The sequence below is a fragment of the Chryseobacterium sp. ERMR1:04 genome, assembly GCF_001297705.1.
In the GTDB taxonomy this organism is placed as follows: Bacteria; Bacteroidota; Bacteroidia; order Flavobacteriales; family Weeksellaceae; genus Chryseobacterium.
Genome location: NZ_LIRF01000003.1, coordinates 222,181 through 235,077 on the forward strand (window position 1 = coordinate 222,181; position 12,897 = coordinate 235,077).

The 12,897-nt window shown below is 32.9% G+C and carries 15 protein-coding genes; 3 read left to right on the plus strand and 12 right to left on the minus strand.

Going from position 1 to position 12,897, the window contains the following annotated elements; genetic code table 11:
• The first annotated feature begins 40 nt into the window (after positions 1 to 40).
• A complete protein-coding gene (locus AMQ68_RS01090) occupies positions 41 to 718 on the plus strand; it encodes a type 1 glutamine amidotransferase domain-containing protein (protein ID WP_054508795.1) in 678 nt (225 codons plus the stop codon).
• A 125-nt stretch (positions 719 to 843) separates the two neighbouring features.
• Here AMQ68_RS01090 and AMQ68_RS01095 read toward each other — a convergent pair whose 3' ends face one another.
• The 5 genes from AMQ68_RS01095 to AMQ68_RS01115 all read right to left on the minus strand — a co-directional run bounded on the left by AMQ68_RS01095 (position 844) and on the right by AMQ68_RS01115 (position 6,122).
• A complete protein-coding gene (locus AMQ68_RS01095) occupies positions 844 to 1,572 on the minus strand; it encodes a DUF72 domain-containing protein (protein WP_054508796.1) in 729 nt (242 codons plus the stop codon).
• Positions 1,573 to 1,682: 110 nt separating this feature from the next.
• Complete coding sequence (locus AMQ68_RS01100) at positions 1,683 to 4,529, minus strand: heavy metal translocating P-type ATPase (RefSeq protein WP_054508797.1); 2,847 nt, start codon at positions 4,527 to 4,529, stop codon at positions 1,683 to 1,685.
• Positions 4,530 to 4,828: 299 nt separating this feature from the next.
• Positions 4,829 to 5,389, minus strand: coding sequence for an AraC family transcriptional regulator (locus tag AMQ68_RS01105; RefSeq protein WP_054508798.1), 561 nt, complete (start codon positions 5,387 to 5,389; stop codon positions 4,829 to 4,831).
• The gene (locus tag AMQ68_RS01110; RefSeq protein WP_054508799.1) at positions 5,386 to 5,781 is read right to left on the minus strand and encodes an acyl-CoA thioesterase; all 396 of its coding nucleotides are present in this window, start codon (positions 5,779 to 5,781) and stop codon (positions 5,386 to 5,388) included. The genes AMQ68_RS01105 and AMQ68_RS01110 overlap by 4 nt, the downstream gene beginning before the upstream one ends.
• Positions 5,782 to 5,918: 137 nt before the next feature.
• Positions 5,919 to 6,122, minus strand: coding sequence for a helix-turn-helix transcriptional regulator (locus tag AMQ68_RS01115; protein ID WP_054508800.1), 204 nt, complete (start codon positions 6,120 to 6,122; stop codon positions 5,919 to 5,921).
• Between the two features lie 799 nt (positions 6,123 to 6,921).
• On the opposite strand from AMQ68_RS01115, the gene AMQ68_RS01125 reads away from it, so the two are divergent.
• The gene (locus AMQ68_RS01125; protein WP_054508802.1) at positions 6,922 to 7,302 is read left to right on the plus strand and encodes an RNA-binding protein; all 381 of its coding nucleotides are present in this window, start codon (positions 6,922 to 6,924) and stop codon (positions 7,300 to 7,302) included.
• 165 nt (positions 7,303 to 7,467) lie between these two features.
• A complete protein-coding gene (locus AMQ68_RS01130) occupies positions 7,468 to 9,021 on the plus strand; it encodes a choice-of-anchor J domain-containing protein (RefSeq protein ID WP_054508803.1) in 1,554 nt (517 codons plus the stop codon).
• Positions 9,022 to 9,118: 97 nt separating this feature from the next.
• Here the strand turns inward: AMQ68_RS01130 and AMQ68_RS01135 are convergent, their stop codons facing one another.
• From AMQ68_RS01135 to AMQ68_RS01165, 7 genes are all read right to left on the minus strand, one after another.
• Positions 9,119 to 9,538 (minus strand): hypothetical protein, encoded by a 420-nt coding sequence (locus AMQ68_RS01135; protein ID WP_054508804.1) that lies wholly within the window; start codon positions 9,536 to 9,538, stop codon positions 9,119 to 9,121.
• 12 nt (positions 9,539 to 9,550) lie between these two features.
• On the minus strand, positions 9,551 to 10,261 hold the full coding sequence (locus AMQ68_RS01140) for a glycohydrolase toxin TNT-related protein (protein WP_054508805.1): 711 nt from the start codon (positions 10,259 to 10,261) through the stop codon (positions 9,551 to 9,553).
• 30 nt (positions 10,262 to 10,291) lie between these two features.
• Positions 10,292 to 10,624, minus strand: coding sequence for a hypothetical protein (locus AMQ68_RS01145; RefSeq protein ID WP_054508806.1), 333 nt, complete (start codon positions 10,622 to 10,624; stop codon positions 10,292 to 10,294).
• 304 nt (positions 10,625 to 10,928) lie between these two features.
• A complete protein-coding gene (locus AMQ68_RS01150) occupies positions 10,929 to 11,168 on the minus strand; it encodes a hypothetical protein (RefSeq protein ID WP_054508807.1) in 240 nt (79 codons plus the stop codon).
• 5 nt (positions 11,169 to 11,173) lie between these two features.
• On the minus strand, positions 11,174 to 11,446 hold the full coding sequence (locus tag AMQ68_RS01155; protein WP_054508808.1) for a hypothetical protein: 273 nt from the start codon (positions 11,444 to 11,446) through the stop codon (positions 11,174 to 11,176).
• On the minus strand, positions 11,436 to 11,654 hold the full coding sequence (locus tag AMQ68_RS01160; RefSeq protein WP_054508809.1) for a hypothetical protein: 219 nt from the start codon (positions 11,652 to 11,654) through the stop codon (positions 11,436 to 11,438). The genes AMQ68_RS01155 and AMQ68_RS01160 overlap by 11 nt, the downstream gene beginning before the upstream one ends.
• 758 nt (positions 11,655 to 12,412) lie before the next feature.
• Positions 12,413 to 12,889, minus strand: coding sequence for a BlaI/MecI/CopY family transcriptional regulator (locus tag AMQ68_RS01165; protein WP_054508810.1), 477 nt, complete (start codon positions 12,887 to 12,889; stop codon positions 12,413 to 12,415).
• Between the last annotated feature and the right edge of the window lie 8 nt (positions 12,890 to 12,897).

Consider the following 12,897-nt stretch of genomic DNA (forward strand, 5'->3'; position numbering starts at 1 on the left):
TAAGGCCAACTTTGTATTATTAATTATTAAAAATAACAAAATGAACAAGAAAGTTTTATTCGTGCTTACGAGCCACGACACATTAGGAGATACAGGTTTGAAAACCGGATTTTGGACAGAAGAATTAGCTGCTCCATATTATGCTTTATCAGATAAAGGAGTAGACATCACGATTGCGTCTCCAAAGGGTGGTTTTCCGCCTATCGATCCTAAAAGCGAAGATCCTTCATCTCAAACAGATGCTACCCGCAGAATGGATAAAGATGCTGTTTTAATGAGTAAATTAAAAAATACAATTCCATTATCTGAGGTGAAAAGTGAAGATTTTGATGCGGTATTTTATCCTGGAGGTCATGGCCCTTTATGGGATTTGGCTGAAGATAAAGTATCTCAACAGCTAATTGTTGATTTTTATACAAGCGATAAGCCTGTAGGATTTGTATGTCATGCTCCCGGAGTGTTGAAAGACGTAAAAATAAACGGGGAATATTTGGTTAACGGTAAAAATGTTACCGGATTTACCAATACGGAAGAAGATGCGGTGCAACTTACAGATATAGTTCCTTTTTTAGTAGAAGATATGCTGAAAAAGAATGGCGGGATTTACAGTAAAATAGAAGATTGGAATCCTTATGCGGTGGTAGATGGAACATTAGTAACAGGCCAAAATCCTGCTTCTTCTGAAAAAGTTGCTGAAGAATTATTGAAGCTTTTATAAGGAAGATATTCAAAACGATTTAATACAAATAATTCCCCGAGAAGATGATCTTGGGGAATTATTGTTTTTTATGGGTCTCAGAAATAGTTAACACGATATGCTTTAGTGTTAAATTTCATCGTGATTTATTCCAGAATTTTCTTCAAATACAACGAATTATGAATTGCAGCAGTTCCCCAAGTGTTATTAAAAAATACAAATATTGTATGTTTTGATTTCTTAATTTTTTCAGCTAAATCATTAAGGAATTCCTCTGAATATTCAGATTTGTAAAGGATAGGTTTTCCGTGAAGTCTGTAGTATAAAACTTCAGGATGATTAATAATAACATCTTCTGGTAAATTCCCAGGAAAGCTCACTCCGGAAAAAACGATGTTTTTTTCTTTTAACATATCAAAAATCTCATTTGTCCACCAAGATTCATGACGAAATTCTATGACGTTTACAAAGTTAGAATCAATGGTGTTTAAAATTAAATTAATGTTTTCCTTAGTATTTTTAAAGGAAGGTGGAAATTGATACAAAAATCCGGCAAGTTTTCCCTTTACATTGGTTTGGATGTGACTGCAAAATTCTGAAATTTCGGCTTTACAATCTTTCAATCGCTTTTCATGAGAAATTGTTTTTGGAATTTTAATGAAAAATTTAAAATCATCCGGAGTTTCATCAAACCATTTTATAAGTGTTTTTGCAGTTGGTTTTCTATAGAACGTAGAATTGATCTCAACAGTAGTAAAGGTCTGGGAATATAGCGTAAGAAAGTCTTTGTTTTTGGCGTCTTCAGGATATAAAGATCCCTTCCAATCTGTATTGTAAAACCCTGAACAGCCGATATAAAGATTTTCTTTTTTCATATTTAATAAGAGTATTTTTTTTCTCTCGCAGATTTAGCAGATTACGCTGATCTTTTTATTATGCTTAAAAAATTAAGACACAATCATCTGCCAAATCTGTGAGAGATCATTTATTTAATATTCAAATCAACTGAATTCAATCGTAATGAATTTAAAATTACCGATAATGAACTGAAACTCATTGCCGCCGCTGCAATCATTGGAGATAATAGAATTCCAAAAAACGGATATAATAACCCTGCCGCAATCGGAACACCCAACACATTATAGATGAAAGCAAAGAATAGATTTTCTTTGATGTTTTTCAATAGTTTCTCGCTTAATAATTTAGCTTGGGCTACACCCAAAAGATCTCCTTTTAACAACGTGATTTCAGAGCTTTCAATGGCTACATCTGTTCCGGTTCCCATGGCGATCCCGATATTGGCTTGCGCTAAAGCAGGGGAGTCGTTGATGCCATCGCCTGTCATGGCTACGATTTTGCCCTCTTTTTGAAGTCTTTTTACTTCATTTAATTTATCTTCAGGAAGACAGTTGGCTTTAAAATGTTTGATTCCCAATTCATTGGCAACTGCTTTTGCAGTGTGTTCGTTATCACCTGTCATCATCATAACATCAATCCCTTCACTGATTAATTGATGAACCGCTTTTTTGGAACTCTCTTTAATTTTATCCGTAAAACTAATGAAACCTAATACGGAATTACCTTCAGCAACATAAGAAATTGTATGCGCTTTTGATTGAACTTTAACCGCTTTTTGTTTCAGATTTTCTGGAATTGAAATTTGATTGGAGGTTAACAGTGTTTCATTTCCTAAATAAACGGTCTTTCCATTGATGTTTCCTTTTACTCCTTTTCCTGAAATATTTTCGAATTGTTGTACTTTTTCAGCCGAAATATTTTGTTCTTTTGCTTTTTTGATGACTGCATTCGAAAGAGGATGTTCTGAATTCTGATTCAATGAAAAAGCCAATTGTAAAAGCTGATTTTTATCTTCGTTATTCACTGTCTCAATATATTCTACAGAAGGTTTTCCTTCCGTTAAAGTCCCTGTTTTATCCGTAATTAAAACGTTTACTTTATTCATATGTTCAAGCGCTTCGGCGTTTTTAATTAAAATACCATTTTTAGCACCTTTTCCAATACCTACCATTAAAGACATCGGCGTTGCGAGACCTAAAGCACACGGACAGGCCACAATTAAAACAGCCACGGCATTTACAAAAGCAAATAGGGTCTTTTTTCCTTCCGGACCGAAAAATTGCCACAAAATGAACGTAAGAACAGCGATCAGAATAACAGCTGGAACAAATACTTTAGCTACTTTATCGGTCAATTTCTGAATCGGGGCTTTGCTTCGGCTTGCATCATTCACCATTTTAATGATCTGTGAAAGTAAGGTTTCATCACCCACTTTTTCAGCTTTCATGATGAAAACCTGATTTCCGTTAATCGTTCCGGAAGATACTCTGTCATTGATCGTTTTCTCAACAGGAATAGGCTCTCCCGTAATCATACTTTCGTCCACAATAGAGTTTCCTTCGGTAATTTTTCCGTCAACAGGAATTTTTTCACCCGGTTTCACTTTTAATAAATCTCCGATCTTAACTTGAGAAAGCAATACCTTTTTATCTTCACCATTTACCATCAAATTGGCTTCATCAGGAGAAAGGCTCATTAATTCCCGTATGGCATTTCCTGTTTTTTTATGGGCAGCAGCTTCCATTAACTGTCCTAAAATAACAAGCGTTAAAATAACGGTAACCGCTTCAAAATATAACGGAATTTCATGATTGTGACCTCGGATTTCATGGGGCATAATATCAGGAAACACTAAAGCTACCATACTGAAAATAAATGCTGCGGCAACCCCCAAAACAATTAAGCTAAACATATTTAAATTCCATGTTTTGAATGAGATCCAACCTCTTTTCATTAAAAACCAACCTGAATAAAACAGGACAGGAAGCGTTAAAATTAATTCAATAATACCTTGGATCTGATGAGAAAAAGGGAAATTAATAAACATTCCACCCATCGAAAGAATGAAAACAGGAATGGTAAAACCCAGAGAAATAATGAATTTACGTTTTAAAATATTGTAAGTCTCGTCCTCTTCTTCATCTCCACTGTCGGGCATTCTTACCAGATCCATTCCGCAGATCGGGCAATCCCCAGGTTCATCATGAATTACTTTAGGATGCATAGGGCAGGTGTATTTTGCGACCTTTTTTTCGGGATATTTTACTAAATCCATTCCACAAACAGGACATCCAACGTTACTGTCGTAAACTTTATCATCCTCACAATACATGGGACAGAAATATTTCCCTGCCATTTCATCTGTCACTTTTGGAGCTTCATGATGGTGGCTGTGGCTGTGGGAATGAGCATGTGTATGCGAGGCTGAATTTTTAACTAAATCTTCTGTAATCTCCTCCAAATGCATATGACAAACGGGGCAATCGCCTTTTTCATCATACACTTTATCGCTTTCGCAGAACATCGGGCAATAGTATTTTCCAATATTGTCTTTGAAGTTTTCAGGTAAATGGGATGAAGAATAAGTGGGCTTATGATTGGGATCTTTGGCTAGTTTTTCCTCGATGGGAACAAGGTACATATTGCAGTCAGGGCATCTTTGTCCTTGCTTGAAATATACTTTATCGCCTTCACATTCCATGGGGCAGTAATATACCGAAGATGGGGAAACTCGATCTTGAGGCTTTACAAAGGCTTTGTCAGGGTTGTTTGGATCTTCTAATTTATAATTTCCAGCTTCTTCCAGCGCTGTATTTAAAACAGAAAGTTGGATTTCTTTATCGGAGGTAATTGTTGCTGTATTGTTTTCCAAATTGATGTCAGCTTTTATATTTTCAAGGCTATTCAGCTTTTCTGATATTTTTTTCTGACAACCGGAACACGTCATTCCGAGTATTTTATATTGTTGTTCCATGATCCTAAATTTATACTACAAATTTCCAAAATGAAAGTGAAAGCTTGTTATAAATTTAAGGATAATAGTTATAGAATTAGGTTGGGCTTTTGGGTTGTAGAGTTCGAGGGTTTGAGAGTTTGAGCGTGGGGGAGTTTGAGAGTAGGAGTATGTGGATGTTTTATTTTGTATTTTTACTCTAATACTCTAATACTCTAATACTCTAATACTCTAATACTCTAATACTCTAATACTCTAATACTCTAATACTCTAATACTCTAATACTCTAATACTCTAATACTCTAATACTCTAATACTCTCAAACACAATCAAGCGGTTTCCTGTTGTGAACCTTCAGTTTTTTAAACTCAGTAGGAGTAAAGCCTGTGCTGTTGCGGAATTGTGAAGATAAATGCTGAACGCTTTTATACCCTAACTTTCCTGCAATTTCTGTTAAAGTACATTCATTATAAAGAAGCAGTTCTTTAACCTTTTCAATTTTTTGAAGGATGAAAAACTGTTCCAGTGTAATATTTTCATTTTGGGAAAAAGCTTTAGAAAGCGAGCTGTAATCTTTATGTAATTTTGAGCTAAGAAACTCTGAAACTAAGAAGTTTTCATCAATATCGAGTTCACTGATCTTTTCGATAATCAGCGTTTTAATTTTATCAATAAGTTGGTGTGCAGAGTCTTTTATCCTTTCAAAACCGGTTAGTTCTAATTTTTTTTCAAGTAAATCCAGCATATCGGCTGAAACTTCAGATTCAGTTTCAACTTCGCCAAGGTTTATGGATTTGATTTTGACATCAGCATCATTAAAAATATTTTCAACGGCAGAAATACATCTGCCGCAAACCATATTTTTTATAAAAATTTTCATAATTGACTGTTTAATCTGTCTTTCACAAATTCAACCTTGGTTTTACCGTGTGGCAAAGGGTTTCCGTCTTCACCAAGATTTACCATTACGATTTTATCTACGGTGATAATGGTTTGATGGGTCATTTTATTTCTTACATCACATTGTAGCGTAATTGACGAAGAACCGAATGATGAAACTTCAATCCCAATTTCAATGATATCTCCCTGCTTAGCAGAACTTACGAAATTGATCTCAGAAATAAATTTGGTAACTACTTTTGTGTTTTCTAATTGAATAATGGCGTAAAGTGCTGCTTCTTCATCAATCCATTGCAATAGTCTTCCTCCAAAAAGTGAATGATTAGGATTAAGATCTTCTGGTTTTACCCATTTTCTAGTATGGTAATTCATATTTCATTTATTTGTGCTGCAAATTTAGCGTTAAAAACTGGCTTTATCAAAGGAATGGTATTTAGTTATTAAAAGAGAATTATTTATTTTCTCAATCATTTTATATTGAATGGATGTGATAAATTATCCTTACTATTTTATTCTTTATATTCTAAAATATCACTGGGCTGGCAGTCTAATGCTTTACAAATGGCCTCAAGCGTACTAAAACGAATAGCCTTTGCTTTGCCTGTTTTTAAAATGGAAAGATTAGATAAGGTAAGATCTACTTTTTGGGACAGTTCGTTCAATGACATTTTGCGCTTGGCCATCATGACATCCAGGTTTACGATTATGGGCATGTCTTATATTGTTAATTCGTTTTCAAATTGTATTTCAACTCCTCTTTTATATAGTTGTGCGATGATAAAAATGATCGCTGCTATGAATAAAAATTCTGATTTCCCTCTACATATTGTTCTATATTGAAAGCAGAAAAATTAATATTCTTATGGAGTAGCCATTCGTAATATTTTTCACCTATAAAAGCCATAATTCCTATTATTAAAGCAACATTGCTGATTTTTACTGTAAAAGAATAAATTTCGTTATTAAAGGAATTTATAAGATTAATTTTCAAAAATATTTTAATAAGAAAATAGAACATATAGGCTTTTAAAGCAGATAGCAAGACGATTAATATGATCAATGTTGAATAATAAGTTTTGTTGTTGTTTTAAAGTTCGGATACATCGAGTCCAAGATGTAGATTTTCCGAGCCTCTAGAATTCATAAATAGACTTATAGCATAAGAGACCAAAATGGCTCCTGTCTGCGTACAAAGGCTAATAAATGTAATTCAGGATTATATATCAGACATTTTTAGGATCGTTTTTGTATTTATTTTCATGTTAAATTATTCTTAATTTTAAAACAAATATCAGTAAATATTTATTGATAAACAATGAATATTTGTTCTTTTTTAATATTCATTGTTTTAGGCCTTGTAAAATGTAATAAATACGGTTAAAAAAAGCTTTGATTTGAAATTTTAAATTGTATCTTGCATACGTTTATATTTGGAATCAATATTTGTTCATTAATTTATGTTGCTTTTCTTTTATATACCAAATTTTTATTAATTTTTTAATTTTATTCAAAATGAACATTTTTGTTTCAAACATCAATTACGCAACTAAAGAATATGAGTTGCACGATTTATTTGCAGGATATGGAGAAGTATCTTCTGCTAAAATAGTTACAGACAGAGAAACTGGTCGTTCTAGAGGTTTCGGTTTTGTAGAAATGGGTGATGAAGAAGGAAAGCAAGCTATTGAAGCTCTTAACGGACAAGATTTCAACGGAAAAGATCTTAACGTATCTGAAGCTAAGCCAAGAGAAGAGAAGCCAAGAAGAAGCTTCGATAACAACAGAAGCGGTGGCGGAGGCTACGGTGGTGGTGGAAACAGTCGTGGCGGCGGAGTTGGCTACGGTGGTGGTGGAAACAGCCGTGGTGGAAATGGCGGTGGAAATCGTTGGTAAAAAATATGAGCGGCTTTTAAGCCGCTTTTTTTTATGTATTATTTCTGATTCTATGATGAGATAATCATATTTTTATTGGTTTTATGTTTTTTTCCTGTGTGCTTTAGGTTTTATTTTGACGATTCATATTAAAAATGTAAGTTAACGTCTAATTTAAAAACTAACATGAAAAAACAATTACTCTTGGGATTATTTGCAATTCCATTGATTGTCAATGCTCAATTTTTTCAAAACTTTGATTCGTCTAATGCTATTCCTACAGGATGGACCGCTCTTAACGGAGGAGATGGGAATACTTGGGAGATTATAGAGTATACAACGAGTGATATTATGGCGTACAGCGGTACGCGTACAGCCTCGTTGAGATATGGCTCATCTGCTCATGATGATTATTTGGTTACGCCAGCCATAACAGTTACTGCAGGACTCAGTGATTTTCTTTCTTTTTATGCAAGGAGTAGAGATTCAGACTATCCTGAAACAATCAGCTTGAAAATTTCTACAACAACAACTACGGCTGCCGCGTTTACAGATACATTAGCAGCTTCTGTAGCTCCGGCAAGTGGAGCTGACTTTTATAGATATTCGTATGATCTTTCCGCTTATGTAGGACAAACGATTTATATTGGATTCTATTCCTCAACTACGGATCTTTTTTACATGGACATTGATGATGTTTTTAATGGGGCAGTACCTGCTTGTGATGTTCCGTCTTCTATAGTCGTAAATGGCGTGACATCAAATTCAGCAAGCATAAGTTGGATGCCGTCATTTACAGGAAATGCTTCTTATCAGGTAGAATATGGACCACTTGGATTCGTTCAAGGAACGGGAACTGTTGTGAATAGTGGGAATATGTCTGCTGTGCTTTCTAATCTTAATCCGTCTATGGCTTATCAGTTTTACGTAAGATCAAATTGTGCAACAAATGGTTTTAGTGCGTGGTCTTCTGCGCAATCATTTACAACTACATGTGTTCCTATAGCGACATTCCCTTATGTACAGAATTTTGATAATACCACGCTTCCTTCATGTTGGAATAATGAATCTGTTGCAGGAGCGGGTAGTGCTATCTGGAAGTATGTTGTTACAAATGGAAATTCATCAATTAATCCTAAATCTGCACCAAGAATGGCTGAGTTCAGAACTGAATCAGCGGGTGAAAGAGCAAAATTATTAATGCCTCCATTGAATATTTCAGGACTCGCCAATCCGGAACTTAGATTTAGTTTGGCTAATGTCAACTGGCTTGGAGAAGTTGATGAGTTAAGGATTTATTATAAATCGAATCCTAGTGATGCTTGGGTTCAGGTAGGAAGTTCGTATATGACTGAAAATTCATCATGGCTGGATGTAAGTATTCCTCTTCCGAATAAATCTGTAAACTATTTCATTGCTTTTGAAGGAGCTTCGAATTGGTCAAGAGGAATGAATATTGATAATGTGTTGATTTTGGATACTTCCGCAACCCTTGGAGTTGGTGACGTTGCTAAAAACAGTGGCATTAAATTGTATCCGAATCCCGTGAAAGATATTTTAAATATAAACTCAGATAAAAAACTAAGGAGTATTGAAGTCTTTTCTTTAACAGGTCAATTGCTGCAAAAAGTAGATAATAATGCTAAACAAATAAATATGTCTGGTTTGGAAAAAGGAGTGTACTTATTACGGGTAAAATCTGAAGGAAAAGATGAATCGTTTAAAATACTGAAGGACTAAATAAAAAGAGCGCTTTACATTAATGTAAGGCGCTCTTAACAATATTAAATCAAAATTCTATTATGTTTTATTGCAATTTATCGAAAGATTTAGTTCATTAGTCCACTTCTTCATACTTCCATACCCCTGAGATTTCTAATAAAGTTAAGCCTGGTTGTTTTTCTCCATAACTAAATATGTAAATGTATTTTGAAAAGCAGAATGAGCAATTTGTTCCAAAATAAAGGGTAGGTAGATCATTTACTGTTAGTGGTCCAAGATGCGACATTCTATTGGAGGTTTTGGTAACCATCTTATTTTTTAATAATTCATTCTTGGATAATATTTTGTCTTCAATATAAATTTGAAGGATCGGAAATCCCGATTCGTAGGGTTTTATCTCGACTGTGTTTTCGGAACTGCAATTACAGCACGTGAATTTTGTTACCACAGAAGGAATCATTTCATCATTGATCAAATGATTTTTTACTACAAGAGCTTGTTCCAGAATGTTTATTTTTTTTGATATTGAATACATTTGAATTTATTTTTACTGAATAACTGTTCCTACTAAGTTATTGTATTTTCCGCTCGGACTCTTTTTGATGGTTACTTTTATGTATCCTTCTTTTGCTAGTTTATTCCATGTTTTCTGATATCCTGTTGTGGGGTCTATTGGGATTTTCCACATTACTTGTTTACCACCTCCCACTTGATTGAACCAGGGAATTATATTTGCGGTTTGAGATTTGAAGGATAATAAATTATTCAAAACATCTATTTCATAGTAGAAATCATACTTGTCTTCTGTTTGATTTAAAGCTCTCTGGCTAAAAGTATAGGCATATCCGTTTACGATTGGGCTTGTAAAACTTCCTCCTAAATTTGGAGCTTCTGTTCCGTTATAGTTGCCAATAGCTCCGCTGTATCGGTCAAATTTTTGTCCTGCTTTAAGAGGGGTTTCGTCAACGATATTATATCCGCCATTTGCAGGAGGCCATCCGTTATTTAAATTGTTTTCTTTAAAAAGAATCTCTAGGTCGCGCCAGTTAGCTTTTTTGTATAAATTAAAGGCTTGATTTCTTATGGTTGGGGTGGTTGCTCCTGCTTTATCATAGGTGAGCGCAAATTCATCTGAATTTTTATAGAAGGCATTGGTAATTCTCATTGATTTTTCAATGATGTCTTCTCTATCTGAGTTACATGAATGTGATAGCAGTACAATCGATGAAATAATGATGTACCTGAAAATATTTTTCATAATGTTGTTTATGTTTTTTTTGGGGAAGATTTAGTGAGGCATTATTTTACCATTTTCGGTACTTTTTATAAGGTGGAATAGTACGACATCGATGTCTTTTTTTAAGAATGTTACTTCATTTGCTGTTTTTGTGTATTCGTACGTGTCATTGGATGCTGATACTCCTGATGTGGTTTTATTTTGTTTTAATGTATGTCTTTTGCCATATAAGGAAATGTCTACAATTTTTTTTGTACTATTTATGGCGACTTCCATTTTGTCTCCATATCGGTCTGTAAAGACATTTTTTGTTATCTTATCAATGTTTAATAGTGTTTTCTTAGTCGTTTCAGGAGAATTACATGCAACTAAGCTGCATATCATTAAAACGGATAAAAAAACGGGAATTTTTTTTTGATTTTTTTTATCTTTTGTGGTTTCATAAATTTTGTTTAAATAAGTTGAATAATTGTTTGGTTTTGACTAGCTGTTGATTCTAAGATGTTGTAGATTGAATTCAAATGAAAATTTGAACTTGTTTTAAAAGGTGTTGAAGGGAGTGGGGTGGTTTGTTGAAGAAAGTAGTTAGAAAATATTGTTGTTATTTTCAATACAAGCTTTAGATAGCTGTGCTTCTTCTTTAGAGTGGTGTTTTTTTTAAGAGATCAATTGTGTTTGATTTGTTTTTTTATAATAAGGACTTTCTTATTGTTTTATTTAAGACTATTATGTGTTTTTGTTGAGGTTTGATATTGTTATTTAGATTTGCTAGGGATTGGTTATTGTTAATGCCAAAAAAATGAGATGTCATTAATGTGTATTCATTTTTACCTAAAGAGTCAGGTGTTTTTTCTGTAATTACTTTTGTGTTTTTTAGAGTTGAATTTCTTGCAAATACATGTTTTTCAGATGGTACTTCTGTTTTCATATGGGCTAAACAAAATTATTATTGTTAAAGATGAATTTTTTCTTAAAATTTGTAGTGTTAATTTTTCTTTTTTCCTGTTTCAAAGGAATGCTCATTGAGATTAAGATTCTCCCATTTTCTTTTTGGTGTCTTACTTCTATAGGCTGTTCGCTAATGTTGAAATTTTGATAATTTTCTAAGTTGGTCTCTACTTGATACCCTCGGTTTTTAAATTCTTTCGCAACTTGAGATCCTATAAATCCTTGTGCATTCAATACGGTTACTTTTTTAATGTTCATTACTTTTAATTTTCTTTTTTAAGGTAAGGTTAATTGATATTATAATTTGCTCATCTTCTATCTGATGTCTGATTTTAATGGGATGGTGACGATTAGGTACTTTTGATGTAGGTGCTTTCACTTCGTAACCTTTATTATTTAATTCTTTTATAAGGTTAGATCCTATATGGCCTAGTTCTAAGGAGCTAAATGAGGGTGTTTTATTCATACTAGAGATGTTATTTTATTTTTAAAGTTGAATCTTTATTTATTTTGCAAATATATAATATAATCTATTTATATTTATTAAATAAATGTTAATAAATTATAAAACTAGAAATTATCTACATTTATATCGATTAAAAATGTGAATAATTTTTTTTATTTAATTTGATTATTGCAGATGTTTAATATTAGTCTATAGGTTTTGTAGATTAATAATAAAGAGAATGGCTTTAAAATAGAAAATTATTTAAATTGAAATATTTGAGTAAAAAATAAATTTAATATTGAATATGGAAAATTGGGAATTTTAAAGATTTAGAATCGTCAGAAGTTTTTTGATATCTTATTCGAAGAGAATGCTGAGACAAAATGAAAAAGCAGATTAAAGATTGCTTTGCCTTGTTGATTTGTAGTCCGCTACACTGTGATAGTGATGTTGTCTTTTTAATAATGTTAAAAAGAAACTAACGAGGAGAATAGAAGAAAGATTGCGATAATGCTTTAATTGAGTTTTTCTGGAAATAATTGCAAGGTAGAACCTTGAGGTGTTCTCTTCGAATTAAATCCTCTTTCATTCTTTGAAAAAGGATTTTAAAAGAAAACTTTACTCCATAATAGATAGGGGTTTTGGAAAAGGGGAGTTTTTTCGTTATAGTTATTTCAAATTACACAAATAGCTCCGACTGAAGTGAGCAGAGCTATAATAAAAATCATAGGTTTCGAAATTCTATATTATTAGATTTTCTAATGATTTGTGGAATTTTATTTTTTCTTTTTCTTTTCTTTCTCCTTTTTCTTTTCTTTGGTTTTTTTCTCTTTTTTTGGATTTAAAATCTCGTTAGCAATTTCCAATTTAGGAGCTTTTACTCTCGTAGGTTTTATTTCTATTTTAAGATCAAAATAACCTCTTAGATCATCCTGAGAAATTAAATTTTCACTCATCAAAAACTCTAAAATCTCTTTTCCGGAGTCATGAAAAAAATTATGAAAAAGTTCTGTTAATAAGAATTTTTTATAGTCTTGAAAAGGCATGATAACAGTATATTTGAAAATTCTGCCTTCTTTTTCAGTAGATAAATATCCTTTCTCAACCAAGATTTTTAAGTAGGTAGAAACGGTATTTTGGTGGGGTTTTGGTTCAGGGTGCTGCTCCATAACATCCTTTAAATAAAAGGAATCCAGCTTCCAAAAAAGTTTCATTAAGTTTTCTTCGGCAGAGGTAAGATGATTTATTTTCATAGGGTAGT